The 24,831-nt window shown below is 71.8% G+C and carries 22 protein-coding genes and 1 tRNA gene; 9 read left to right on the top strand and 14 right to left on the bottom strand.

The window, feature by feature from the left end; genetic code table 11:
* Positions 1 to 3 precede the first annotated feature (3 nt).
* Genes KHP12_RS36985 through KHP12_RS36975 form a run of 3 tightly spaced genes read left to right on the top strand, consistent with a single transcriptional unit; the run spans position 4 to position 3,385 of the window.
* Entirely contained in the window at positions 4 to 1,758 is a 1,755-nt protein-coding gene (locus tag KHP12_RS36985) for a branched-chain amino acid ABC transporter permease (protein ID WP_211834130.1), read from the top strand.
* Positions 1,755 to 2,672 carry an ABC transporter ATP-binding protein gene (locus KHP12_RS36980; protein WP_086880995.1) on the top strand — a complete coding sequence of 306 codons (918 nt, stop codon included), beginning with the start codon at positions 1,755 to 1,757 and terminating at the stop codon, positions 2,670 to 2,672. The genes KHP12_RS36985 and KHP12_RS36980 overlap by 4 nt, the downstream gene beginning before the upstream one ends.
* On the top strand, positions 2,669 to 3,385 hold the full coding sequence (locus KHP12_RS36975; RefSeq protein WP_211834129.1) for an ABC transporter ATP-binding protein: 717 nt from the start codon (positions 2,669 to 2,671) through the stop codon (positions 3,383 to 3,385). The genes KHP12_RS36980 and KHP12_RS36975 overlap by 4 nt, the downstream gene beginning before the upstream one ends.
* Positions 3,386 to 3,439: 54 nt before the next feature.
* Here the strand turns inward: KHP12_RS36975 and KHP12_RS36970 are convergent, their stop codons facing one another.
* Positions 3,440 to 4,081 carry an ANTAR domain-containing response regulator gene (locus tag KHP12_RS36970; RefSeq protein WP_086880994.1) on the bottom strand — a complete coding sequence of 214 codons (642 nt, stop codon included), beginning with the start codon at positions 4,079 to 4,081 and terminating at the stop codon, positions 3,440 to 3,442.
* A gap of 97 nt (positions 4,082 to 4,178) precedes the next feature.
* Between KHP12_RS36970 and KHP12_RS36965 the strand changes: the two genes are divergently transcribed.
* Positions 4,179 to 4,253, top strand: a tRNA-Leu gene (locus tag KHP12_RS36965).
* 129 nt (positions 4,254 to 4,382) lie between these two features.
* Here KHP12_RS36965 and pyk read toward each other — a convergent pair.
* Together pyk and KHP12_RS36955 are read right to left on the bottom strand one after the other, a co-directional pair.
* Positions 4,383 to 5,813 carry a pyruvate kinase gene (pyk, locus tag KHP12_RS36960; protein ID WP_037948817.1) on the bottom strand — a complete coding sequence of 477 codons (1,431 nt, stop codon included), beginning with the start codon at positions 5,811 to 5,813 and terminating at the stop codon, positions 4,383 to 4,385.
* Between the two features lie 157 nt (positions 5,814 to 5,970).
* On the bottom strand, positions 5,971 to 6,789 hold the full coding sequence (locus KHP12_RS36955; protein ID WP_246648788.1) for an SIMPL domain-containing protein: 819 nt from the start codon (positions 6,787 to 6,789) through the stop codon (positions 5,971 to 5,973).
* A 105-nt stretch (positions 6,790 to 6,894) separates the two neighbouring features.
* Between KHP12_RS36955 and KHP12_RS36950 the strand changes: the two genes are divergently transcribed.
* Positions 6,895 to 8,691: a bifunctional metallophosphatase/5'-nucleotidase gene (locus KHP12_RS36950; protein ID WP_086880993.1), complete on the top strand. Its 1,797-nt coding sequence runs from the start codon at positions 6,895 to 6,897 to the stop codon at positions 8,689 to 8,691.
* Positions 8,692 to 8,961: 270 nt separating this feature from the next.
* Here the strand turns inward: KHP12_RS36950 and KHP12_RS36945 are convergent, their stop codons facing one another.
* A complete protein-coding gene (locus tag KHP12_RS36945) occupies positions 8,962 to 9,900 on the bottom strand; it encodes an NADP-dependent oxidoreductase (RefSeq protein ID WP_086880992.1) in 939 nt (312 codons plus the stop codon).
* Positions 9,901 to 10,020: 120 nt separating this feature from the next.
* Here KHP12_RS36945 and KHP12_RS36940 point away from each other — a divergent pair, with 120 nt between their 5' ends.
* The gene (locus KHP12_RS36940) at positions 10,021 to 10,587 is read left to right on the top strand and encodes a TetR family transcriptional regulator (RefSeq protein ID WP_086880991.1); all 567 of its coding nucleotides are present in this window, start codon (positions 10,021 to 10,023) and stop codon (positions 10,585 to 10,587) included.
* 42 nt (positions 10,588 to 10,629) lie between these two features.
* On the opposite strand, the gene KHP12_RS36935 is transcribed toward KHP12_RS36940, so the two are convergent.
* From KHP12_RS36935 to KHP12_RS36915, 5 genes are all read right to left on the bottom strand, one after another.
* The gene (locus tag KHP12_RS36935; RefSeq protein WP_086880990.1) at positions 10,630 to 12,117 is read right to left on the bottom strand and encodes a lysine N(6)-hydroxylase/L-ornithine N(5)-oxygenase family protein; all 1,488 of its coding nucleotides are present in this window, start codon (positions 12,115 to 12,117) and stop codon (positions 10,630 to 10,632) included.
* On the bottom strand, positions 12,114 to 13,514 hold the full coding sequence (locus tag KHP12_RS36930) for a pyridoxal phosphate-dependent decarboxylase family protein (protein WP_210609175.1): 1,401 nt from the start codon (positions 13,512 to 13,514) through the stop codon (positions 12,114 to 12,116). The genes KHP12_RS36935 and KHP12_RS36930 overlap by 4 nt, the downstream gene beginning before the upstream one ends.
* Positions 13,515 to 13,690: 176 nt before the next feature.
* Complete coding sequence (locus KHP12_RS36925; protein ID WP_086883724.1) at positions 13,691 to 13,924, bottom strand: hypothetical protein; 234 nt, start codon at positions 13,922 to 13,924, stop codon at positions 13,691 to 13,693.
* Between the two features lie 145 nt (positions 13,925 to 14,069).
* Positions 14,070 to 16,661 (bottom strand): aminopeptidase N, encoded by a 2,592-nt coding sequence (pepN, locus tag KHP12_RS36920; RefSeq protein ID WP_086883725.1) that lies wholly within the window; start codon positions 16,659 to 16,661, stop codon positions 14,070 to 14,072.
* Between the two features lie 80 nt (positions 16,662 to 16,741).
* On the bottom strand, positions 16,742 to 17,119 hold the full coding sequence (locus KHP12_RS36915; protein WP_198282117.1) for a chorismate mutase: 378 nt from the start codon (positions 17,117 to 17,119) through the stop codon (positions 16,742 to 16,744).
* Between the two features lie 763 nt (positions 17,120 to 17,882).
* Here KHP12_RS36915 and KHP12_RS36910 point away from each other — a divergent pair.
* Positions 17,883 to 18,269 carry a VOC family protein gene (locus KHP12_RS36910; protein ID WP_086883357.1) on the top strand — a complete coding sequence of 129 codons (387 nt, stop codon included), beginning with the start codon at positions 17,883 to 17,885 and terminating at the stop codon, positions 18,267 to 18,269.
* Between the two features lie 62 nt (positions 18,270 to 18,331).
* Here KHP12_RS36910 and KHP12_RS36905 read toward each other — a convergent pair whose 3' ends face one another.
* Positions 18,332 to 19,129: a S1 family peptidase gene (locus tag KHP12_RS36905; protein WP_086883358.1), complete on the bottom strand. Its 798-nt coding sequence runs from the start codon at positions 19,127 to 19,129 to the stop codon at positions 18,332 to 18,334.
* 264 nt (positions 19,130 to 19,393) lie between these two features.
* Between KHP12_RS36905 and KHP12_RS36900 the strand changes: the two genes are divergently transcribed.
* Both KHP12_RS36900 and KHP12_RS36895 read left to right on the top strand, forming a co-directional pair.
* A complete protein-coding gene (locus tag KHP12_RS36900) occupies positions 19,394 to 20,281 on the top strand; it encodes a hypothetical protein (RefSeq protein WP_211834128.1) in 888 nt (295 codons plus the stop codon).
* 61 nt (positions 20,282 to 20,342) lie between these two features.
* Entirely contained in the window at positions 20,343 to 20,816 is a 474-nt protein-coding gene (locus KHP12_RS36895) for a PPOX class F420-dependent oxidoreductase (RefSeq protein WP_086883360.1), read from the top strand.
* A 16-nt stretch (positions 20,817 to 20,832) separates the two neighbouring features.
* Here KHP12_RS36895 and KHP12_RS36890 read toward each other — a convergent pair whose 3' ends face one another.
* The 4 genes from KHP12_RS36890 to KHP12_RS36875 form a co-directional block, all read right to left on the bottom strand.
* Positions 20,833 to 22,329, bottom strand: coding sequence for a glycosyltransferase family 39 protein (locus tag KHP12_RS36890; protein WP_211834127.1), 1,497 nt, complete (start codon positions 22,327 to 22,329; stop codon positions 20,833 to 20,835).
* A gap of 68 nt (positions 22,330 to 22,397) precedes the next feature.
* Positions 22,398 to 23,471, bottom strand: coding sequence for an ABC-2 membrane transporter-related protein (locus KHP12_RS36885; protein WP_211834126.1), 1,074 nt, complete (start codon positions 23,469 to 23,471; stop codon positions 22,398 to 22,400).
* Positions 23,468 to 24,400 carry an ABC transporter ATP-binding protein gene (locus KHP12_RS36880; RefSeq protein ID WP_211834125.1) on the bottom strand — a complete coding sequence of 311 codons (933 nt, stop codon included), beginning with the start codon at positions 24,398 to 24,400 and terminating at the stop codon, positions 23,468 to 23,470. Before KHP12_RS36880 ends, KHP12_RS36885 begins: the two co-directional genes overlap by 4 nt.
* Positions 24,397 to 24,819 carry a GntR family transcriptional regulator gene (locus tag KHP12_RS36875; protein ID WP_037948861.1) on the bottom strand — a complete coding sequence of 141 codons (423 nt, stop codon included), beginning with the start codon at positions 24,817 to 24,819 and terminating at the stop codon, positions 24,397 to 24,399. The genes KHP12_RS36880 and KHP12_RS36875 overlap by 4 nt, the downstream gene beginning before the upstream one ends.
* Between the last annotated feature and the right edge of the window lie 12 nt (positions 24,820 to 24,831).

Genomic DNA, 24,831 nt, shown 5'->3' with positions numbered 1-24,831 from the left:
CCGATGACCACCGACAAGACCCAGCCCACCGCCGTGCGCAAGGCCGAGACCGGCGCACCCGCCCCGCGCACCACCCTGCTCCGGGCCCTCACCGCGGCCGGCGGCGGCGCCGCCGTCGTCTCCACCTTCCTGGCCTGGACCTGGACCGCCGAATTCCCCGGCGATCTGACCGTCTACGGTTACCCCGGCGGACTCCAGCTCCTCACCCTCGTCCTCGGCATCGCCACGGGCGTCTTCGCACTGGCCGCCCTCGACCTCAAGGGCCTGCGCTGGCTCACCCCCAGCGGCTCCACCCAGGCCCTGCGGATGCTGGCCCTCGGCACCTTCGCCGTCACCTGGTTCACCGTCATCGCCATCGCGGTGGATCTGGACGGCCTGGTCAACCTGGAGCCCGGCGGCTGGATGGCCGCCGTGGTGACGGCCGTGCCCGTGGCCACCACGTTCCTGCTCCCGGACGACAGCCGCCCGCTGTGCCGCCCCGAGAAGCTGCCCTCCTGGGCCGAGATCCTGATCATCGCGGCGGTCTTCGCCGTCGGCCTCTACGTGGTCAACTACGGCATCCAGACCGACAACGACCACCCCGAGCCGTTCCTCGGCTACCTCATCGCCGTCGGATTCGCCGCCGTCGCCCTGGTCAAGGCCGGGCTCATCAGCCGGATCAGCGAGCTCACCAGCTCCTACCGATCCGTCACCCTGGTGGCGGCGCTGATCACCGCGATCGTCTTCCCGTTCTTCCAGGACAAGTCCAGCTTCACCGAACTGGGCGTCAACATCGCCATCTTCGCGACCGTCGCCCTCGGCCTGAACATCGTCGTCGGCCTCGCGGGCCTCCTGGACCTCGGATACGTCGCCTTCCTCGGCGTCGGCGCCTACACCGCCGCCCTGGTCTCCGGCTCCACCGCCTCGACCATCGACGTCAAGTTCCCGTTCTGGGCCGCCGTGATCACCGGCGGTGTGGTCTCCCTGATCTTCGGCGTGGTCATCGGCGCCCCGACCCTGCGGCTGCGCGGCGACTACCTCGCCATCGTGACCCTCGGCTTCGGAGAGATCTTCCGTCTCGCCATGCTGAACCTCGACGGCACCTCCGGCCCCTCCGTCACCAACGGCCCCGACGGCATCCCCAACATCCCCCCGCTGGAGATCTTCGGGTTCAACTTCAACGACGACCACAGCGTCGGCGGAGTCACCCTCGACTCCAACGGCAACTACTACCTGCTGATGCTGCTGGTCACCGTGGTCGTCGTGCTGATCTTCAGCCGGGCGGGCAACTCCCGTATCGGCCGCGCCTGGGTCGCCATCCGCGAGGACGAGACCGCCGCCACCGCCATGGGCATCAACGGATTCCGGGTCAAGCTCATCGCCTTCGCGCTCGGCGCCACCCTGGCCGGGGTCGCCGGTGCCGTATGGGCCCACTTCCAGTCCACGGTCGTCCCCGAGCAGTACGTCTTCGCCGGACCCGTCCCGCCCAACTCCACCTTCCTGGTGGCCGCCGTCATCCTCGGCGGCATGGGCACCATCGGCGGCCCGCTGCTCGGCGCCACCCTGCTCTATCTGATCCCCAAGAAGCTGGAGTTCCTCCAGGACTACCAGCTCCTCGCCTTCGGTATCGCGCTCATCCTGCTGATGCGCTTCCGCCCCGAGGGGATCGTCCCCAACCGGCGGCAGCAGCTCGAGTACCACGAGACCGGCCAGCTCGACGTCCCCGGCGCCACCGGACTCAAGGACAGTGCCGTCGGCGTCACCAAGGCGGAGGCATGACAGCGATGACCACCACCACGACCTCCCCCGTGCTCACCGCCACCGGCGTCACCATGCGCTTCGGCGGGCTCACGGCCGTCCAAGCGGTCGACCTCGACGTCCACCCCGGCGAGATCGTCGGCCTCATCGGGCCCAACGGCGCGGGCAAGACCACCTTCTTCAACTGCCTCACCGGTCTCTACGTCCCCACCGAGGGCAGCGTCGCCTACCGGGGCACCGTACTGCCGCCCAAGCCCCACCTCGTCACCCAGGCGGGCATCGCGCGCACCTTCCAGAACATCCGGCTCTTCGCCAATATGACCGTCCTGGAGAACGTGCTCGTGGGCCGCCACACCCGCACCAAGGAGGGCCTGTGGTCGGCCCTGCTGCGCGGCCCCGGCTTCAAGCGCGCCGAGGCCGCCTCCAAGGCCCGTGCCATGGAACTCCTGGAGTTCACCGGCCTCGCCGACAAGGCCGACCACCTCTCCCGCAACCTCCCCTACGGCGAGCAGCGCAAGCTCGAGATCGCCCGCGCCCTCGCCAGCGACCCCGGGCTGCTGCTGCTCGACGAGCCCACCGCCGGAATGAACCCCCAGGAGACCCGCGCCACCGAGGAACTGGTCTTCGCCATCCGGGACCTGGGCACCGCCGTGCTCGTCATCGAGCACGACATGCGCTTCATCTTCAACCTCTGCGACCGGGTCGCCGTGCTCGTCCAGGGCCAGAAGCTCGTCGAGGGCACCTCGGAGGTCGTCCAGAGCGATGAGCGCGTCATCGCCGCCTACCTCGGCACCCCCTTCGAGGGCGCGCCCGGCGCGGAGGAGGCCGCCGAGGTCGAGGCCGCGGAGGCCGGGGCCACGACCGGAGCCACGGGCGGGGCCACGCAGGACGAGGCCCAGCGGGGCACCACAGCACGTACGGAGGACGGACAGTGACCGCACTGCTCGAGGTCGAGGACCTGCGGGTCGCCTACGGCAAGATCGAGGCCGTCAAGGGCATCTCGTTCAGCGTCGAGGCCGGACAGGTCGTCACCCTCATCGGTACCAATGGCGCGGGCAAGACGACCACGCTGCGCACCCTGTCCGGCCTGCTCGAGCCGCTCGGCGGGGAGATCCGCTTCAACGGCAAGCCGCTGCGGGGCGTCCCCGCGCACAAGATCGTCGCCCTGGGGCTGGCCCACTCGCCCGAGGGGCGGCATATCTTCCCGCGGCTGTCGATCGCCGAGAACCTCCAGCTCGGAGCGTTTCTCCGGAAGGACGCGGACGGCATAGCCGCCGACATCCGACACGCGTACGACCTCTTCCCCATCCTCGGCGAGCGCCGCAACCAGGCGGCGGGCACCCTCTCCGGCGGTGAGCAGCAGATGCTCGCGATGGGCCGGGCCCTGATGTCCCGCCCCAAGCTGCTGATGCTCGACGAGCCCTCGATGGGCCTCTCGCCGATCATGATGCAGAAGATCATGCAGACCATCGCCGAGCTCAAGTCCCAGGGCACGACGATTCTGCTGGTCGAGCAGAACGCCCAGGCCGCGCTGTCGCTGGCCGACCAGGGCCATGTGATGGAGATCGGCAAGATCGTGCTGTCGGGGACGGGCGAGGCGCTGCTGCATGACGAGTCGGTGCGGAAGGCGTACCTCGGCGAGGACTGAGGGCCGACGGAAAGGGTCCGCACCGCCGCTCAGGCGGTGCGGACCCTTTCCCTGCTACCGCTCCTTGTTGGCGGCCTTCTTCTCCGCCGCGTCCTCGATGACGGCCTCCGCCACCTGCTGCATCGACAGCCGGCGGTCCATCGAGGTCTTCTGGATCCAGCGGAAGGCGGCGGGCTCGGTCAGCCCGTACTGGGTCTGGAGGACGCTCTTGGCCCGGTCGACCAGCTTGCGGGTCTCCAGCCGCTGGGAGAGGTCGGCGACCTCCTGCTCCAGGGTCTTCAGCTCGGTGAAGCGGGAGACGGCCATCTCGATGGCCGGGACCACATCGCTCTTGCTGAACGGCTTCACGAGATACGCCATCGCCCCGGCGTCCCGGGCCCGTTCGACCAGTTCGCGCTGGGAGAAGGCGGTCAGCATCAGCACGGGGGCGATGCGGTCGGCCGCGATCCGCTCGGCGGCGGAGATGCCGTCGAGCACCGGCATCTTCACATCGAGGATGACGAGGTCGGGGTGGTGCTCCTGGGCGAGCGCGACAGCCGTCTCTCCGTCGCCCGCCTCGCCGACGACGGAGTACCCCTCCTCCTCGAGCATCTCCTTCAGGTCGAGGCGGATGAGGGCCTCGTCCTCGGCGATGACGACGCGGGTTGTCTGCGGTGGGACGTGCGACTGCGCGTCGGGGGCGTCAGCGGTGCTCACTGTGCTCCTCGTTTTCCTGGCAGGTGGGCACCACGAGCCTACCTAGCTGCGGTAAGGTGGACGCGCAGCGGGTCCTTAGTGACCTTCGAAACTGCAAGCCCCGGTAGCCCAATTGGCAGCAGGCAATGGATTCAAAACCCATACAGTGTCGGTTCGAGTCCGACCCGGGGCACTTTTCCTTCGATTCCAAGGTCACATTGGAATGGGTCTTCTTCACTCGATGAAGTGAATGCTTCGGCGAAATACCATGTCGGGCCGAAGTACTGAACCAGTACTTCGGCCCCAAGGTAGCGAGGCTCGGTTACCTCAGGTCGTCCGCGCCGATGTGGTGGACGCGGACCAGATTGGTGGAGCCGGAGACACCGGGCGGGGAACCGGCGGTGATGATGACCAGGTCGCCCTTCTTGCAGCGGCCGAGGCGCAGCAATTCCTCGTCCACCTGGGCCACCATCTCGTCCGTGGAATCGACCATCGGGCCCAGGAAGGTCTCCACGCCCCAGGTCAGATTGAGCTGGGAGCGGGTGCCCGGCTCCGGGGTGAAGGCCAGCAGCGGAATCGGGGAGCGGTAGCGGGAGAGGCGGCGCACGGTGTCGCCGGACTGGGTGAAGGCGACGAGGAACTTCGCGCCGAGGAAGTCGCCCATCTCGGCCGCCGCGCGGGCCACCGCGCCGCCCTGGGTGCGGGGCTTGCTGCGCTCGGTGAGCGGGGGCAGGCCCTTGGCGAGGATGTCCTCCTCGGCGGCGGCGACGATGCGGCCCATCGTCTTGACCGTGACGATCGGGTACTTGCCGACGCTGGTCTCGCCCGAGAGCATCACCGCGTCCGTGCCGTCGATGACCGCGTTGGCGACGTCGGAGGCCTCGGCCCGGGTGGGGCGGGAGTTCTCGATCATCGAGTCGAGCATCTGGGTGGCGACGATCACCGGCTTGGCGTTCCGCTTGGCCAGCTTGATCGCGCGCTTCTGGACGATCGGCACCTGCTCCAGCGGCATCTCCACGCCGAGGTCGCCACGGGCGACCATGATGCCGTCGAAGGCGTCGACGATCCCCTCGAGGTTCTCCACCGCCTGCGGCTTCTCGATCTTGGCGATGACCGGGAGCCGGCGGTCCTCCTCGTCCATCACCCGGTGGACGTCCACGACGTCGTTGCCGTTGCGGACGAAGGAGAGGGCGATGACATCGGCGCCGATGCGCAGGGCCCAGCGCAGGTCCTCGATGTCCTTCTTGGACAGCGCGGGGACGGAGACGGCCACACCGGGGAGGTTGAGCCCCTTGTGGTCGGAGATCATGCCGCCCTCGATGGCGATGGTGTGCACCCGGGGGCCGTCGATGTCGACGACCTCGAGGGTGACCCGGCCGTCGTCGACGAGGATCCGCTCACCCTTGCTGACGTCGCCGGCCAGCCCCTCGTAGGTGGTACCGCAGCGGAACCGGTCACCCTCGATGGGTTCGACGGTGATGATGAACTCATCCCCGCGTTCAAGGAGTACGGGCCCTTCGCGGAAACGGCCGAGCCGAATCTTCGGACCTTGAAGGTCGGCGAGGATGCCGACGCTGCGGCCGGTTTCCAGCGAGGCTTTGCGCACTCGCCGATAACGCTCCTCGTGCTCGGCATAGGTGCCGTGGCTGAGGTTGAAGCGGGCCACGTCCATTCCGGCCTCGATGAGTGCCTTGATCTGCTCGTACGAGTCGGTGGCGGGTCCCAAAGTACAGACGATTTTTGCTCGGCGCATGGTGCCGAGCCTATGACTTACCGGCGAGTAAAGAACCGGGAACGTCACACTCCTCCATGGCCTTTGGATGGCAGGTTATTGACAACTAATGAAACGTGCAGTGGGCCGCTCCGATGAGCGTTTCGGAGGGTGGTTCCGGGGCTCCGGAGGACGCGTTTTACAGCTCGGGCGGGGTCATGGTGAAGCGCGCGTTGACGTGCGCGTACACCGTCTGGCGCTGCGGTTCCAGGTCGAGCGCGGCCACGGCGTCCCGGTCGGCGGGGCCGCCGTAGCCGGATCGGGCGCGCGGGGCGGCGACGGCCACGGGCTGGAACGGGCCCTCCTCCGCCTCCAGGTCGGCGAGCTCGGTGAGCGCCACCAGCCGGGCGCCGAGCGCCCCGGCGTACTCGCGGGCCCGCTGCACCGCCTCGCGCACCGCCTGCTGCCGGGCCCGGCCGTACGCGGGCGAGTCGGGGCGCAGCCCCCACCAGGGGCCGTCGACACGGGTGAGCTCGAGGTCGGCGAGGCGGGTGGTGAGCTCGCCCAGGGCGGTGAAGTCGGTCAGGGCCGCGGTCAGGTGCACCCGGCCGTGATAGGCCCGTACGCGCTCATGGCGGCTCTTGGGGTTGATCTCGGGGGTGACCGAGAAGGCGCCGGTCTCCAGCTTCTCGACCGCCTCGCCGTAGGACTTCACCAGCTCCAGGACCTGGTTGTTGCGGCGGGTGAGGTCCTCCAGCGCGGCGCGCCGGTCGGCGCCGCGGGCGCTGACGGTGATGGTGAGCCGGGCGATCTCGGGGTCGACCTCCAGGGTCGCCTCGCCGCGGACGGCGACGCGCGGGGTCTCGGGGGTGCCGTACGGCACATGGGCGACGGGCGGCGGGCCGGGCTGGGCAGGCTGCGGCGGCGGGCCGGGCTGGTCGGGCTGGGGCGGCGGGCCGGGCTGGGCAGGCTGCGGCGGCGGGCCGGGCTGGTCGGGCTGGGGCGGCTGATCATTCATGGCGGCTCCCGGTCAGGTGCGCGAGGGCTGGTGCGAAGCGGTGCGGTTGGGCCAGAATCTACGCGCGTTGTGCCCAATTCGCAGGTATCTCAGGGGAGATCAGCCATGCCGCTCAACCGTCGGAAGTTCCTCGGCCGCACCGCGGCGACCAGTGCGGGGGCCGCCCTCGCCTCCGCCGCGGCCGCCGTCCCGGCGGAGGCACGGGGCCACGGCCGGCCCCGGCGGCGGTACGCCTTCACCGTGATGGGCACGACGGATCTGCACGGCAACGTCTTCAACTGGGACTACTTCACCGATGCCGAGTTCGACGACGCGGCGCACAACGATGTGGGCCTGGCGAAGATCTCCACGCTGGTCGACCAGGTCCGTAAGGAGAAGGGTCGCCGCAATACGCTGCTGATCGACGCGGGCGACACCATCCAGGGCACCCAGCTGTCGTACTACTACGCCCGGGTGGACCCGATCACCGGGGAGGGCGGCCCGGTGCATCCCATGGCGCAGGCGATGAACGCGATCGGCTATGACGCGGCGGCGCTGGGCAACCATGAGTTCAACTACGGCATCCCGGTGCTGCGGAAGTTCGAGGAGCAGTGCGACTTCCCGCTGCTCGGGGCGAACGCGCTGGACGCGAAGACGCTGCGGCCCGCCTTCCCGCCGTACTGGATGACGCGGCTGCGCACCCCGTGCGGACGGGATGTGAAGGTGGCGGTGCTGGGGCTGACCAACCCGGGCATCGCGATCTGGGACAAGGTCAATGTGCAGGGGAAGATGACCTTCCCGGGCCTGGAGGAGCAGGCCGCGAAGTGGGTGCCGCGGCTGCGGTCGATGGGCGCGGACGTGGTGATCGTCTCGGCGCATTCGGGGACCAGTGGCACCTCCAGCTATGGCGACCAGGTGCCGTATGTGGAGAACGCGGCGGCGCTGGTGGCCGAGAAGGTGGCGGGGATCGACGCGATCCTGGTGGGCCACGCGCATGTGGAGATCCCCGAGTCGCGGGTGGTCAACAAGGAGACCGGACGCGAGGTCGTGCTGTCGGAACCGCTCAAGTGGGGTCAGCGGCTCACCCTCTTCGACTTCGAGCTGGAGTGGGAGCGGGGCCGCTGGCAGGTGGCGTCGGTGTCGGCGAAGGTGCTGAACTCCAACACGGCCGAGGAGGACCCGCGGATCGTGCGGCTGCTCGACGCCGAGCACAAGAAGGTCGTCGGCTATGTGAACCAGGTCATCGGCACCTGCTCGGCGGCGATGACGGCCACCGAGGCGCCGTACAAGGACGCGCCGATCGTCGACTTCATCAACCATGTGCAGGCGGAGACGGTGAAGGCGGCGCTGGCAGGGACGGAGTACGCGGACCTGCCGGTGCTCTCGCAGGCGTCCTGCTTCTCCCGTACGGCGGCGATCCCGGCCGGGGAGGTCACGATCCGGCAGGTGGCGGGGCTGTACCCGTTCGAGAACACCCTGGAGGCGCGGGTGCTGACGGGCGCCCAGCTCAAGGACTATCTGGAGTTCTCGGCGCGCTACTACGTGCAGACTCCGGCGGGCGGCGATGTGGACCCCGCGAAGCTGACGAACGCCTCGGACATCCCGGACTACAACTACGACGCGGTCGGCGGCCTCACCTACGAGATCGACATCGCGAAGGCGCCGGGCTCGCGGATCGCGGAGCTCGGCTTCGACGGCAAGCCGGTCGACGAGGAGGCGCGGTTCGTGCTGGCGGTCAACAACTACCGGGCGAGCGGGGGCGGCAACTTCCCGCATGTGGCCGCCGCGAAGCAGGTGTGGGCCAATTCGGAGGAGATCCGGAACACGATCATCGCCTGGGTGCAGGCGAAGGGGACGATCGATGTGTCGCGGTTCGGGTCGGTGGACTGGAAGCTGACCCGCGACGGCGTTCCGGTGTTCTAGGGCCTGTCTGGGGTTGTGATCTGGATCAGGGAGCGGGGCGTGGTGCGTGCGATCGCAAGGCGCCGGAAGGCCCTCGTAGCGGAGCTACTAGGGCGTTTCGGCAACGCGGCGAGCGTGCGTGCCACGCCCCGCTCCCTGATCCAGATCACAACCCCAGACAGGCCCTAGGGCGGGTTCGGGGGGTGCCGCCGACTCACGCCGTTCCGGCGGGCCGCCGGAACGGCGTGAGTCGGCGGCGACACGGCGGTCACCCGGGCGGCGACACGGCGGTCACCCGGCCGTGATGACGAGCTTGCCGCCCTTGGTCATGCCGCGTTCGAACTCCGTGAGCGCCGCGATCGCTTGGGTGAGCGGCACCGTGCGGGCGATCGGCAGCCGCAGTGTTCCCTGCCCGGCGGCTCGCGCGACCTCCTCGAGGTCCTCCGTGACGGCCTGGGCGATCAACACCTTGAAGGGCCCCGGCAGGGCGCTTCTCGCGAACTTCGCGGGAGTGGGGGTGATGTCGACGATGCGGCCGCCGGACTTCAGCAACATCTGCGCCGCCTTGATCGGGAGCGTGCCCGCCGTGTCGAGGACGATGTCGAATCGTCCTCTGAGGGCCGTCGGGTCGAAGTCGAACTCGACGATCGGGGCGACGCCGAGGTCGCGCGCGTCGTGCGTGGCGGTGGCGCGGCAGCTGCCTCCCACCGAGGCGCCGTGCGTGGAGGCCATCTGGACGGCGGCCCGTCCCACTCCGCCGAGGCAGCCGTGGACGAAGACGGCTTGTCCGGGTTGCGGCTTCCCCAGGTTGGCCAGGGCCTGAAAGGCGGTGATCCCGACCGTCGGGATCGCGGCGGCATCCTCGAAGGAGAGATCCGCCGGCTTCTTCACGACCCCCTTCGCCTCGACGACGACCAGCTCGGCGAAGGCTCCCGCCGTCTTGAGCGGCGCCCCGCCGAGCACTTCGTCGCCGACGCCGAGCCGGGTGACGCCGTCGCCGACCGCCTCGACGACGCCCGCGAAGTCGTGGCCCAGCCCACGCGGGAAGCGCCGGCCGGTCAGCATCTTCATGGCGCCGCTGCGGATCTTCCAGTCCATCGGGTTGGCCGCCGCCGCCCGCACCCGGACCAGAACCTCACCGGGGCCGGGCGGTGCCGGCTCGAAGTCCTCGAGCCGCAAGACCTCGGGCCCGCCGTACTGGTGGTACTGGATGCGCTTCGCCGTGGTCATTCGGGGCCTCCACCGTCCAGTGATGTCATTAGGTGACATCACCCTAGCACGTCGATGTCATCTGATGACATCAGCGGTGGCAACACGGTGTCATCAGGTGACATCACGTAAACTCGCCGCATGGGACGGTGGGAACCTGGAGCCAGTAACCGACTGCGCGATGCCGCGCTGGCGCTGTATCTGGAACGTGGCTTCGAGCAGACCATGGTGGCCGATATCGCCGAACGCGCCGGTGTCACCGCCCGCACCTTCTTCCGGCACTTCGCCGACAAGCGCGAGGTTCTCTTCGACGGGTCGTCCGAACTGGAGGAGAGGTCGGTTGCCGCGCTGGAGGCGGCGCCGGCCACGGCGTCGGCGCTGGATGCCGTCGCGGCCGCGCTCGACGCGGTGGCCGGGGTGATCGGCGGCGACCGTGAGTTCGCGCGCACGCGGCAGACGGTGATCATGGCCAATGCCGAGCTCCGCGAACGTGAATTGATCAAGCTCGCGTCCCTGTCGGCCGTCCTGGCCGACAGGCTGCGACGGCGGGGTATTGGCGACACCGAGGCCAGTCTGGCCACCGAGACCGGCATCGCCGTGTTCCGCGTCGCCTATGAACGATGGCTCAACGCCACCGAGGACCGCGACTTGCGCGACGTCATCCGCGAGACGCTGGCCCAACTGCGGGCGCTGACCGCCGTCGGCTGAGGTGGGGTTCCCGTAGTCCGGGCACGCCCGGCCCCGGCGCGGTCAGGTGCGCGTCGGGGTGAGGGCGGTGCGCTGGTCGGGGAGGTGCGGGTTGCCGACCACCGCGCCGCACCGCCCCGACGGCTGGAGCCCGAACGCGGTGAACGCGGTGCGGGACGGCAGCCGGTAAGCGGGTTCCGCGAGCAGCGAGTTGAGGATGACGGCGGAGCGCCAGGCGGCGAGGCCGAGGTCGGGGGTGCCGACGCCATGGGTGTGGCGCTCGGCGTTCTGGACGTACACCGAGCCCTTGATCATGGGGTCGAGGACCAGACGGTGGTCGGCGTCGACCCGGGGGCGCTCGGAGGCGTCCCGGCGGACGTAGGGGTCGAGGGCGGCGAGCAGGGTGTCGACGCGGCGCTCGCGGTAGCCGGTGGCGAGCACGACGGCCTCGGTGGTGTGGCGGGCCCGGGTGCCCTGCTCGGTGTGTTCCAGGTGGAGTTCGAGCTGGGCGGCGGCGATACGGCCGGCGGTGCGGACGGTGACACCGGGGGTGAGGACGGCGCCGGGCCAGCCGTCGGCGTGCAGGGCCCGGCGGTAGAGCTCGCGGTGGATCGCGTCGAGCGTCTCGTGCGCGATGCCCTTGTAGAGCTGCCACTGACGGGGCAGCAGCTGGTCGCGGACCGGCTCGGGCAGGGTGTGGAAGTAGCGGGTGTAGTCGGGGCTGAACTGCTCCAGGCCGAGCTTGCCGTACTCCATGGGCGCGAAGGCGGGGGTACGGGCCATCCAGTGGAGCCCTTCGGCGCCGAGCGGGCGGTTGCGCAGCAGGTCGAGGAAGACCTCGGCGCCGGACTGACCGGAGCCGATGACGGTGACGTGGCCGGTGGCCAGGAGCCGCTCGCGGTGCTCGAGGTAGTCCGAGGAGTGGAGGACGGGGACGTTGGGGGCGTCGGCGAGCGGGCGCAGGGGTTCGGGGACGTACGGCTCGGTGCCGACGCCGAGGACGAGGTTGCGGGCGTATACGCGGCCGAGTGCCCTGCCCTCCGCATCGGTTCCGGCCGCATCGGACGCGGGGGCGTCGGCGGCCGGGCCGAGCCGGGTGAGGTCGATTTCGAACAGCTCGTACTCGTGGTCCCAGCGGACGGCGTCGACGCGGTGGTCGAAGTGGAGTCCGGGGAGCCGTTCGCTGACCCAGCGGCAGTAGGCGTCGTACTCGGCGCGCTCGATGTGGAAACGCTCGGCGACGTAGAAGGGGAACAGCCGCTCATGGGCCTTGAGGTACTGGAGGAAGGTCCAGGGGCTGCCGGGGTCGGCGAGGGTCACCAGGTCGGCGAGGAAGGGGACTTGGATGGTCGCGCCGTCGATGAGGAGGCCGGGATGCCAGTGGAAGGCGGGCCGCTGCTCGTAGAAGGCGGTGCGCAGGGCGGGGACGCCGTGGGCGAGGGCGGCGAGGGAGAGGTTGAACGGGCCGATGCCGATACCGGCCAGGTCCACGGGCCGGTCGGCGGCGGAAGCGGGCTCGGCGGCGGGGTTGGGGGGTTGTGCGGTGCTCATGGGGTGGTGTTGCCTTCCACGAGTTCGAGCAGCCCGCGCAGATCGCCGGGCTGGATGTGCGGGTTGAGAACGGTGGCCTTGAGCCACAGCCCCTCGGGCGTGGCGGCACGGCCGAGGACGGCCGCCCCGTGGTGGAGCAGGCGGCGGCGCAGCGCGGCGACGGTGGCGGGCGGTGCCCCGGTGGGGCGGAAGAGGACGGTGCTGATGGTGGGGCGGGCGTAGAGCTCGAGCCCGGGGCGGGCCTCGATGAGGTCCGCGAGGTGCTGGGCGGCCGCGCAGACGTGGTCCACGAGCTCGCCGAGGCCGCGCCGGCCCAGCGCCCGCAGCGTGACGGCGATCTTGAAGATGTCGGGGCGGCGGGTGGTGCGGAGCGAGCGGCCGAGCAGATCGGGCAGGCCCGCCTCGGTGTCGTCGTCGGCGTTGAGGTAGTCGGCGTGGTGGGCCAGCGCGCCGAGCGCGCTGCCGTCGGGCACGGCGAGGAGGCCGGCGGCCACCGGCTGCCAGCCGAGTTTGTGCAGGTCGAGGGCGACGGTACGGGCGCGGTCAAGGCCGTGGAGCCGCTTGTGGAGGGTGTCGCTGAAGAGGAGGGGCGCGCCATAGGCGGCGTCGATGTGGAGGGTGGCGGCGTGGTGGTCGCAGACGTCGGCGATCTCGGGGAGCGGGTCGATGGCCCCGGTGTCGGTGGTGCCGGCGGTGGCGACGACGAGGGTGGGGGCGGCGGACGGCAGGTCGAGGGCGGTGTGGAGCGCGACCGGGTCGAGGACGCCGCCGGGGGTGGGGAGGGTGAGGGGCTCGGGCAGCCCGAGGAGCCAGGCGGCGCGCCGGACGCTGTGGTGGCCGTTGGCGCCGCGGACGATACGGAGCAGGGCGCCCTGGGCGGCCTCGCGGGCCAGGAGCAGGCCGAGCTGGTTGGATTCGGTGCCGCCGGTGGTGACGAGGGCGTCGGGGTCGGGGCCGTGGGGGTGGACGAGTTCGGCCAGGGCGCGGCAGGTCAGCGCCTCCAGCGCACAGGCGGCGGGGGCCTGGTCCCAGGAGTCGAGGGAGGGGTTGAGCGCGGAGACGGCGAGGTCGGCGGCGGTGGCGACGGCCAGCGGCGGACAGTGCAGATGGGCGGTGCAGCGGGGGTCCGCGGGTTCGGCGGCGCCATGGGCGAGGGCGTGGACGAGGCCACGCAGCGCGTGGTGGGGCCCCTCCCCCTCGTCGGGGATGAGCGGCCGGGCCGCATCACGTATCCGCCGGGCCACCGCGGCCGGTCCCCCGGCCGGGAGGGGCCCACCGCGGTCGGCGGCGCCGTGGGCGAGGGCGTCGAGGACGGTGTCCACCATCGGGCGGAGCACGCCCGGTCCGCTCTGGCCCCCGGCGAGGAGGCGGGCGGTTCCGGATGCGGGCACGGGCATGGGTGTGCCCCTAGGGGGTGTCTGGGCGGCGGTCAGGGCTGCCTAAATTACTTCGCGCACCAGAGGTCCGATCCGGGGTCGGGCTCAAGTGCACCCGTACGTGGTACGGCCCGGCCCCGCGGATTGATCGGCGGAGCCGGGCCGCCCGGGCTCGCCGCCTCGTCCGGCCCGGTCGGCTACTCGATGTGCCCCGTCTCGGGGTCCACCTGGCCGAGGAAGTCCCGTGCGGATTCCTCCAGTTCCCGCTCGCTCAACGAGTCGGCTCCGTGCACCTGCGTGGTGAAGCCGTATCCCGGGTTCGGCCCGGTCAGCCAGGTGATGTCGTACGTCCCGGGCTCGCCGGGCCGCTCGGCGACGTCGAACCCCTCCCCGTCGACCGTCAGTGTCCACCGGCGCGTTCCTCGATCCATGCCCGCCAGTCTGCCCCGTTCCGGGGCCGGGATGAGATCGGCATCGGCTCATGCTGTGCCGGTTTCACGAGAACCGGGCCGAGGTCATCGCGCGGCAGGGGCGGCGGGGCGGTCGGGCGCCCCGCCGTCCCCCGTCGGCGCGGAGTCACTCGCCCTGCTTCTCCCGTACGCGCAGGGCGCGCCGCAGGTCGTCGATCTGGTCGGCGAGGCGGCGGCGGAGGGCGGGTACGGCGTCGGGGGCGGCGAGGCACTCCTCGCCCAGGCGCAGGGTTTCGGCGTCCACGGTGCTCGGGAAGCCGAAGCGGGCGACGGTGTCGGCGATGGCGGCGCCGCGGCGGGCGCCGAGCGCGACGGCCGCCGGGAAGTAGCGCGGCACGTAGGCGGCGAGGACGTCGTGGTGCTCGGGCTGCCAGAAGCCCGCGACGGTCGCGGTGACCAGGTAGTTGGAGAGCTCGTCCCCCTGGCCGTCGGCGCTCCGGCCGTCCTCCCCGCCGCCGAAGATCGCCTGCCAGGCGGCCTCCTTCGCGGCGGCGTCCGGCAGGGCGGCCCGGCAGCGGGCGGCGCCCTCCTGGCCGGTGGCGCTGGAGTCGCGGGCGCGTTCGGCGTCGATGTCGGCGGGGCCGACGGCGCCGAGGACGGCGAGGCGGCCGAGGATCTGCCAGCGCAGCTCGGGGTCGAGGGCGGGGCCGCCGGGGACGGTGTCGCCGTCGAGCCAGTCGCTGAGCTCGGCGGGGGCGGTGGCGCTGCCGATGAACGTACGGACGGCGGCGAGCCGCAGCCCGTCCCCGGAGCCGTCCTCGGTGCGGCGGAGCAGATCGCGGCAGGTGGCGCTGATGGTGGCCAGCGCGGCGGCGCGCCGGTCCGCGGGGAGGTAGTGGTCGGCGATCTGGGTGCGGGCGAAGGCGAGGACGCCCTGGACGATCGCTATGTCGGTCTCGTGCGGCAGATGGGCGCGGGCCGCCTCGAGGTAGTCGGTGGCCGGGAGGTCGCCGTCGCGCACCATGTCGCGGGCGGCGTTCCAGATCACGGCGCGGCTGACGGCGTCGGGGAGGCCGGACAGCGAGCGGTGGACGGCCTTCCAGGAGGCGGGGTCGAGCCGGATCTTGGTGTAGGTGAGGTCGCCGTCGTTCAGCAGCAGCAGATCGGGGCGGGGCCCGGTGAAGGAGAGGCTGAGGCCGGACTCGGCGCCGTCGAGCTCGGTCTCGACGCGCTCGCGCAGGACCAGCTGGTGCGGGGCGGCGGGCGCGTGGTCGTACAGGCCGATGGCGATGCGGTGCGGGCGCCGGGTGGGAGTGTCCCCGTCCGGGCCGCCGCCCTGGTGGCGGATCTCGGCGCTCCAGCGGTCCCCGTTGGCGGTGACGACGGGGGCGAGGGTGTCGACGCCGGTGGTGCGCAGCCAGCGGTCGGCCCAGGCGTGGACGTCGCGGCCGGAGGAGCGGGCGAGGGAGTCGATGAAGTCGGCGAGGGTGGCGTTGCCGAAGCGGTGCCGGGTGAAGTGGTCGTTGATGCCGTCGAGGAAGGTCTTCTCGCCGAGCCAGGTGACGAGCTGGCGCAGCGCGGAGGCGCCCTTGGCGTAGGAGATGCCGTCGAAGTTGAGGCGCGCGGCGGAGGTGTCGGGGACCAGCTCGGGCGCGGGCGCGACCGGGTGGGTGGAGGGGCGCTGGTCGGCGTCGTACCCCCAGTTCTTGCGGCGGACGCCGAAGTCGGCCCAGGTGTCGGTGTAGCGGGTGGTCTCGGTGAGGATCTGGTAGCCCATGTACTCGGCGAAGGACTCGTTCAGCCAGATGTCGTCCCACCACTTCATGGTGACGAGGTCGCCGAACCACATATGGGCCATCTCATGGGCGATGACCATGGCGCGGGTCTGGCGCTCGGCGTCGGTGACGGCGGAGCGGAAGACGAATTCGTCGCGGAAGGTGACCAGGCCCGGGTTCTCCATGGCGCCGGAGTTGAACTCGGGCACGAACGCCTGGTCGTAGGAGTCGAAGGGGTACGGCTCCTCGAAGATCTCGTGGTAGCGGTCGAAGCAGCGCCGGGTGATGTCGAAGAGCTCGTCGGCGTCGGCCTCGAGGTAGGGCGCGAGGGAGCGGCGGACATGCAGCCCGAAGGGGAGTCCGGCGTGCTCGGTGCGCACCGAGTGGTACGGGCCGGCGGCCAGGGCCATCAGATAGGTGCTGATGGGCGGGGTGGGCGCGAGCTGCCAGCGGCCCTCCTCGGGGGCGCCGACGCGGGTGGCGATGCCGTTGCCGAGGACGGTCCACTCGGGCGGGGCGGTGACGCGGACGTCGAAGACGGCCTTGAGGTCGGGCTGGTCGAACGCGGTGAAGACGTCGTTCGCGTCCGACATGCAGCACATGGTGTAGAGGTACGTCTCACCGTCGGCCGGGTCGGTGAAGCGGTGCATGCCCTCGCCGGTGTGGGAGTAGCGCATGTCGGTCTCGACGCGCAGCTCGTGCTCGCCCTCGCCGAGCCCGGTGAGCGGGAGCCGGCCGCCCGCGAGCGCCTCGGCGGTCTCGCCGGTGAGGTCCAGCTCCCGGCCGTCGAGCACGGCGCGGTGCAGGGCGGCCGGCTGGAGCTCGGCGAAGGTGTCCGCGCCCGCCTGGCGCGCGCTGAAGCGGATGGTCGTGGTGGAGCCGAAGAGCTCCTCCCCGCGGGTGAGGTCGAGGTCGATGGTGTAGCGGTGGACCTCGATCAGGCGGGCTCGGTGCTGCGCTTCCTCGCGCGTCAGTACGGACATGGGGACATGCTGCCCTACGTGCGGCGGGCCGCACACGGGTGGGAAGTGGTTGCCCGGGGCGGACGGCCGCCCCGGGCGCACTACCGGAGTGCGCCCTCGGGTCCCTCGGTGCCGTTGTCGGAGCGCGCGATGGTCTCGTGGTGCCGGATGACCTCGGCGATGACGAAGTTGAGCAGCTTCTCGGCGAAGCCGGGGTCGAGCTTGGCGCTCTCGGCGAGCTGCCGCAGCCGGGTGATCTGGCGCGCCTCGCGGGCCGGGTCGGCCGGGGGGAGCCGGTGGGCGGCCTTGAGGTGGCCGACCTGCTGGGTGCATTTGAAGCGCTCGGCGAGCATATGGACCACGGCCGCGTCGATGTTGTCGATGCTGTCGCGCAACCGGGTCAGCTCGTCGAGGACGGACGGGTCGATCCCCTCGGGGTCGCCCGGCGTCGCCGGCTGCCCGGCGGTGTGGTCGCTCATGCTGTGCGTCATGCTTCCCGAGAGTACTTTTCCCCGGGGTCCGGTTCCGCTCGGGGGCGCTTCGGCCCGCGTCGGCCGCGTCCGGGGCCTGCCCCTGCGTCGGCCCCGGGCCCCCGGACCGCCCCGACCCCTGTGGGGGGTTCGGGGTCCGGCCCACGGGGGGCGCGGAAGGGGGCGGGGCGGTCGTGGTGGGGCGCCGCTCCCGGATACGGCGTCTCCACCGTGGAGGAGTCGCCTGGGCGGGGAGAGGTTCCACTTCCGGCCCGACTTTCGCGGTGGCCCGCCTGCGGCGGGCTGTTCCCCTCCCCGCCCCTTCCCGAAACCGGGGCTCCGCCCCAGACCCCGAGCCGGGGCTCCACCCCAGACCCGAGTCGGGGCTCTGCCCCCGGCCCCGAGCCGGGACACCACCCCGGACCCCAAGTCGGGACTCCACCCCCCGACCCGAACCGGGGCCCCCGACCCAAGTCGGGACTCCGCCCCAAACACCGCGCCAGGGCTCCGCCCCAAACCCGAGCCGGGGCTCTGCCTCAGACCCCGAGCCAGGGCTCCACCCCAAACCCCGAATCGGGCTCCGCCCCAGACCCCGCGCCGGAACTCCGCCCCAAACACCGCGCCAGGGCTCCGCCCCAAACCCGAGCCGGGGCTCCACCCCAGACCGCAAGCCGGGACTCTGCCCCAGACCCGAGTTGAGGCTCTGCCCCAGACCCCGGGGGTCCAGGGGTGAAGCCCTGCCGCGCGGGCGGATACCTCGTAGGGTCCCCACATGATCGCGACACTTCAGTGCACCGTCATCGACTGCCCCGACCCCGCCGCGCTGGCCGCCTTCTACGGCGAGATCCTGGGCTGGCGGGTGGACGACAGCGATCCCGAGTGGGCGACGCTGACGGCCGCGGACGGCCGTCAGCTGGCCTTCCAGCTGGCGCCGGACCACCAGCCGCCGCGCTGGCCGGATCCGGCCCACCCGCAGCAGGTCCATCTGGACTTCGACGTGGCGACGCGCGCGGACGCGGAGCGGGCGCAGCGGGAGCTGATCGGGCTCGGGGCGACGTTCCTGCACGACAGCGGCGGGGAGCGTGCGGGGTTCCGGGTCTTCAACGATCCGGCCGGGCACCCGTTCTGCATCTGCTACGGACAGATGGAACCGAGCTGACCGGGGCCGGCCCGATGGCCGCGCCCCGGTCAGCTTCCGTCGAAGGCGATGCTGAGGAGGGGTCAGCCGCCGAGCTGGGTCGCGCCCGCCTTGATGTCCTTGGCGAAGGTGCTCACCTCGGTGTAGACGCCGGGCTTACCGGGCCGTGCGCAGCCCTCGCCCCAGCTGACGATGCCGACCTGGATCCACTGGCCGCTGTCGTCCTTGCGGAACATCGGGCCGCCGGAGTCGCCCTGGCAGGTGTCCACGCCGCCCTGGGCCATCTTCCCGGCGCAGATCTCCTCGCCGGCGACGAGCTCGTCGTAGGCGGACTTGCAGGTGGCGTCGTCGACGAACGGCACGCTGGCCTTCAGCAGGTAGCGCTGCTGGCCGCCGCCCTCGACCGCGGCGCCCCAGCCGGCCACGGTGAAGTCACCCTTGTTGTACGCCGTGGTCTCGGCGATCTTCAGGGTGGGCTGGTTGATCGGCTTGGCGAGCTTGATGAGCGCCCAGTCCTTGCCGGTGCCGTTGTAGCCCGGGGCCTGGAGCACCCGGGTGGACTTGACCTTGATGGCGCTCGAGCTCTGGAGGTCCACGACGCCCGCGGTGGCCGTGATGGAGGTGTTGGCGCCGGAGCCGTCCACACAGTGGGCGGCGGTGAGCACGATGTCCTGGGTGTAGAGGGCGCCACCACAGCCCATGGACAGCCGGACCATGAAGGGGAATTCGCCCTGTGCGGCGCGGGTGCCGCCGACCACGGAGGGGCTCGGCTCGGGGCCGGTGGGCTGGGCGTTGGCGCTGCCCGGGGTGAGGCTGAAGGCGGCCAGTGCGACCGCGCCGAGGGCCGAGGCTCTCTTGATGTGCTTCAGCGTGTTCCGCAACGGACTGTCCTTTCGTGGGGGGTTCGAGGCATGTCAGGCTCATGCCAAGCATGGATTCACGGCTCCGCCACGTGACAAAAATCCGGAAACCTCTCCGAAATCCCGTGGATGAGCCGGTAAAACGCCCTGTGATTATGTGGACCGGGTCAACGGGGTGACAAGGGTCGGTTTCCAGCCAGCGCGGCCTACCCACAGCCCCGCCGAACGACCGTAAGGTTGACGTGAGACAGGGCGCACGGCTGGCGACGGGCACGGGGTGACGGCGTGGCGGCACCGGGCAGCGACATCGAGCACGGCTATCCCCACCTGGACACCGTCCGGGCCGCGATCACCGCGCTCTACCACCGCCTGTCCCGCGACACGGTGGACACCTTCGGAGTCAGCGTGCTCCCCGGCGATGTGGCCTTCGCCGACCAGGACGACCTCTACCTGGGCGTACAGCGGGTGGCCCGGGTCATGGTGCAGCATCTGCGGCTGCCGGACGCCCGGATGATCGTGAGCTTCCGGGAGATGCGGCACGCCGGAAACGTGGAGCTGGCCGCGGGCCCGGAGTACTTCATCGAGCTCAACTCCCGCTTCAAGACCCACCGTCGGGACATCGGCGCGGCCCTGGCCCATGAGGTCACCCATGTGTATCTGCACCGCCTGGACCTGTCGTTCCCCGGCACACGCGACAACGAAATCCTCACCGACACCACCGCCGCCTATCTCGGCACGGGCTGGTTGCTGCTCGACGCCTACCGCCAGGACTCGGTTTCCAGCCAGAAACTGGGCTATCTGACACCGGAGGAGTTCGGCTACGTCCTGGCCATGCGGGCGCTGCTGTTCGACGAGGACCCCTCCCCCTGGTTCACCTCTCCGCAGGCGTACGAGGCGTACACCAAGGGGCTGGAGCTGGCCCGCCGCGAGCAGGCCCGGCCGCCGCTCACCGCCGCCGGCTGGACCGGCCGCCGCCGCTACGCCAAGGACCGCCGGGCGGCCCAATCCGGCCACCCCTCCCCCACCGGAGGGGCCTACGCCTTCGACACCGGCCCTCCGCTGAGCGTCTCCTTCCCCTGCCCGACCTGCCGTCAGCGCATCCGGGTCCCGGTGCGCGGCCGGCTGCGGGCCCGCTGCGGGCTGTGCCGCACGGTGCTGGAGTGCGACACGTGACGCCGGGCCGGGCCGTGGCCGTTCGGCCTTGGAGCGCGCTCGACGTCGTACGCTCGCCTGCATGAGCCCCTCCATCGCCACCAACACCCAAGTCGGCCTCGACGAGCTGCTGGAGTTCGTACGCCCGCGCCACCGTGCGCTGCTGATGACCCGCCGGACGGATGGCTCGCCCCAGGCATCCCCGCTGACCTGCGGAGTCGATGACTCCGGCCGGATCGTCATGTCCACCTACCCCGAGCGGGCCAAGGTGCGCAACGCCAAGCGCGACCCCGCCGTGAGCCTCGTCGTGCTGTCCGACGAATGGAACGGCCCGTGGGTGCAGATCGACGGCACCGCCGAGGTGATCGACACCCCGGAGTCCGTCGAGCCGCTGGTCGAGTACTACCGCAATATCGCGGGCGAGCACCCGGACTGGGACGAGTACCGCGAGGCCATGCGCAAGCAGGGCAAGTCGCTGATCCGGGTCACCCCCGAGCGCTGGGGCCCGGTGGCCACGGGCGGCTTCCCGGCCCGGCTGGTGGAGAACGAGGGCTGACGGCGCCCGGCGGCGTTCAGCACTTCCCCGCGCGCCCGTAGAGCACGATCCGCATCCCGGTGACGTCCCGGACGGCGCACCGGTGGAAGTGTTCCGCGAGCACCTCCCGTTTCACCCGCTCCTGAGGAGTGCCGTCCAGCGGCCGGCCGGGCGGGTCGTTCACCGTGACGATCCGCCCGGCCGTCAGCATCCGGGCCCTGATCAGCGGTGCCGGCAGTTCGATGCCGTGCAGGGTGCCCGAGGGGATCGCGTGCCGGGCCAGCGCCAGCTCCCGCAGGCCCCGGAAGTCCTCCGGGCTGGACATGATCGGCTCCCGGCGCCGGGCGGGCAGGAAGAGCACCCCGTCGCCGGGCCGGCTCAGCTCCCGTACGGCGCGCGCGGCCGCGAGCGGGTCGTCGAGCCGGCTCTGCGGGGTCCGCAGGTGGAGGGAGTACGGCAGCAGGGCCGCCACGGTGGCCACCGCCAGCCCTCCGGCCAGCGCCCGTGGGGCGGCGACGGTGCGCGACAGCGCGTCCAGCCGGGCCCCGATCAGCAGCACGAGACCGACGTAGGCGTAGAGCACATACCGGTCGACGTAGAGCGGATGGAGATACGACACCGCCAGCAGCGCGGCCGGTGGCAGGATCAGCAGCGCGAGCGCGAGGTCGCGCAGCGGGACGGGCCCGTGCGCGGGCAGCGGTCCCCGGGCGCAGCCGAGGCCCGCCAGGGCGAGCGCGCCGAAGCCGAGCAGCTCGGGCATGCCCGGCGGGGAGATCCAGCCGACCAGCGCGGCCTGCTGCTGACTGACGATCACCAGCGGCGCCAGCACCACCGCCACCACGGCGGCCGCCTGACCCCACGCCCAGCCGGAGCGCGCGCCCACCCGCGCCCGGTACAGCGCGACGCCGTGCGCGGCGACGGCCAGGACGGCGAACTCGTGCAGCAGACAGGCCAGCGAGGCGACGGCGGCGTATCCGGCCCAGGTGCGCTTGCGGGGCCGGGCCACCGCGCTCAGCAACAGATGGGTGGCCGCGACGACGGCGGCGCAGACCAGGGCGTACGACCGCCCCTCCTGTGCGTACCGCTGCACCGCCGGGGCCAGCGGGAAGACCAGCCCGGCGGCGAGTCCGGCGCGGGGCCCCGCGAGCCGCTGCCCGAGCAGTCCGACACCGGCCGCCGCGGCGGCCATGGCCAGCGCCGAGGGGAGCCGGAGGGCGACGAGGCCGCCGTCCCAGAGGGCGAACACGCCGTGCATGAAGAGGTAGTACAGGCCGTGCACGACATCGGCGTCGCCGAGCAGGCGCAGGATCTCACCGACGCTCCGGTGGGCGATCTGATACGTCGTCGACTCGTCCCGCCACATGCTGTTCTCGCGGCGGATCCCCCACAGCCCGAGTGCCAGCGCCAGCCCGGCCGGGACGAGCGCCGGGACGAGCCCGGCGGCGCGCCCGGTGCGACGGATCGCCGGGGGCGGGAGCGCCGGGCGGGCGCGCGGGGCGGCCCGGGCGGTGTCGAGGGCGGGCGAGACGGCCATGGGAAGGGGAACTCCGATCGGAGCGGAAGGTGATGCCGTGGATGCCGTGGCGGGGTGAGGGGCGCGGGTCAGGCCCGTCTGCGGCCGATCCACCACACGCAGAGGGCGGCGAGCGCGACGGCCGCGGCCAGGCAGATCCCGGCCTGCATCCACTGCATGGGCCAGTAGTGGCTCGCCGGGTGCAGCTCCTCGTACCACCTGTCGGTGGCGCCGAGCCGGGCGAAGCAGCGGTCCCAGGCGTCCGAACTGACGGCGGACGAGCAGCGCTCCAGGGGGATCTTCTCCCCGGACCGGGTCAGATAGCCGTCGCCCATGCCACGCCACGAGTTGAAGATGACCTGAAGGGGGGTGGTTGTGTATTCGCCGGAGGCGTCGGCTTCGGCGAGGATCGTCCGCGGCGTCATCAGATGGGGGCGCAGGGCGCCCAGCCCGTACTGGACACCGGCGGTGGCCCCCAGGGCGACCACCATGGCGGGCAGGGTGCGCCGCAGCAGCAGCCCGGCCGCCGCGCCGAGGAGGAAGGACAGCGGGGCGAGGGCGACCGCCGCCGGGCCGGTCGCGTCGAACGGTACGGCGGTGCCCCAGGCGATGTCCTGGAACGGGACCCGGGCCACCCGCCACCACCAGGTGTAGAGGGCCGCGAGGACCGCGGTGCCGGCCGTGACGGCGACGAGCGGGAGCGCGAGTTTGGCGATGAGCCAGCGGGTCCTGCCGACGGACTGGGTCCACACCATCTGGTGGGTGCCCGTCTCCAGCTCCCGGGCGAACAGGGGCGCGCCGATGAAGACGCCGATCAGCACGGGCAGCGCGATGAGCAGCCGTCCGGTGTTGAGCAGCGGTGTGCGGTAGGTGTCGCCGAGATGGCCGAGCGCCTCGGCCATCGGGGTGGTTCCCGTGTCGGGGCTGATCTCCCTGCCGTGGCAGAGCCGCTTCCAGCTCCAGTCCGCGCAGCCCTGGACGTCGTGCGCCCGCGCATAGCCGACCATCCCGGCGCGCTGCCAGACGATGTACGCGGCGATCGCCACGACCACGGCCAGGCCCGCCCACAGGGCGGCCCGGTGCTGGCGCGCCACCAGCCACACCAGTCCTCGGGCGCGGAGCCGTGCGCCGGGTGCCCGGAGCCGGATGCCGATCGCGCTCATGCCCCCACCTCCGTAACGGTCGCCCGCGCCTCGGCCGTGAACATCGGCGGGGCGTCGGGGGCGCCCAGATAGCCGAGCAGGACGTCCTCGAGGGAGGGTTCGGTGACGATCCAGCCGTCCCCGGCCGGGGTGCCCTCCGGGCGTATCAGCGCGGTGAGCTGACGGCCTGTCGTCCGGGTCTGGACCACGGTGTGGCGGGCGAGCGCCTCCGGTGTTCCGCCCCCGGTCGCGCTCGGTCCGGTGACGAGACGGTGAGCGGCCTGGATGGCGTCCGCCTCGCCCGCCAGGCGGATCCGGCCGCCGCCCATCAGCAGCAGGTAGTCGCAGACGCCGTCGAGTTCGGCGAGCACATGGGTGGAGATGACCACGCCGGTGCCGCGCTCGGCGGCCTCGGCCATCAGGGCACCCATCATCCGGCGGCGGCGCAGCGGGTCCTGATCGGCCATCGGCTCGTCCAGGAGCAGCAGATCGGCGCGCTTGCCGAGGGCGAGGGCGAGGGCCACACAGGTGCGCTGGCCGCCGGAGAGCGAGCCGACGCGGGCGGACAGCGGCACATCGGCCTCGGCCACCACCCGTTCGGCGGTCTTCTGGTCCCAGCGGGGGTTGAGCTCCCGGCCCAGGCGCAGGGTGTCGGCCACGGAGAAGCGCGGGTAGAGCGGCTTGTCCTGGGCGACGAAGGCGATGCGTTCGCGGGCGCCGGGGTCGGCGGCGGGCCGTCCGAAGACCCGCAGGGTGCCGGTGGCCGGGGTCAGCAGCCCGGCGGCGAGGGACAGCAGGGTGCTCTTCCCGGAGCCGTTGGGGCCCACCAGCGCGCAGATCCGCCCGGCGGGCAGCCGGAAGGTGACGTCTCTGAGGGCCCAGCCGCGTCGGTACTTCTTGCCCAGCCCGGACGCCTCCAGGGCACCGGACGCCTCGATCTCGTCGGTCACTCGTTCTCCTCGTGTCCACGCTCGCCGGGGGCGGCGGTCTCGCCGAAGCGCTCTTCGAGGACCGAGGCCACCAGCGCCGTCACGTCCTCGCGGCCGAGCCCGGCGGCGCGGGCCCGGTCGGCCCAGTCGGCGAGCTCCGCGCGCAGCGGTGAGTCCGCGGCGGCGCCGGGCCGGGCGAGTGACCGGCGGACGAAGGTGCCAAGCCCCGGCCGGGGCTCGACCAGCCCTTCGCGCTCCAGCTCGCGGTACGCCTTCAGGACGGTGTTGGGGTTGATGGCGGTGGCCGCGACGACCTCCTTGGCCGTGGGCAGGCGGTCCCCGGGCGCCAGCAGTCCGAGGCGGAGCGCCTGTTTGGTCTGCTGGACGATCTGTAGATAGGTGGCGATGCCACTGCGCCGGTCGATGCGGTACTCGACCATCCGCCTTCCACC

Source organism: Streptomyces asiaticus, from assembly GCF_018138715.1.
Lineage (GTDB): Bacteria > Actinomycetota > Actinomycetes > Streptomycetales > Streptomycetaceae > Streptomyces > Streptomyces asiaticus.
Note: the sequence above shows the minus strand (reverse complement) of the source record. Positions and strands in the feature narration are given on the sequence as shown.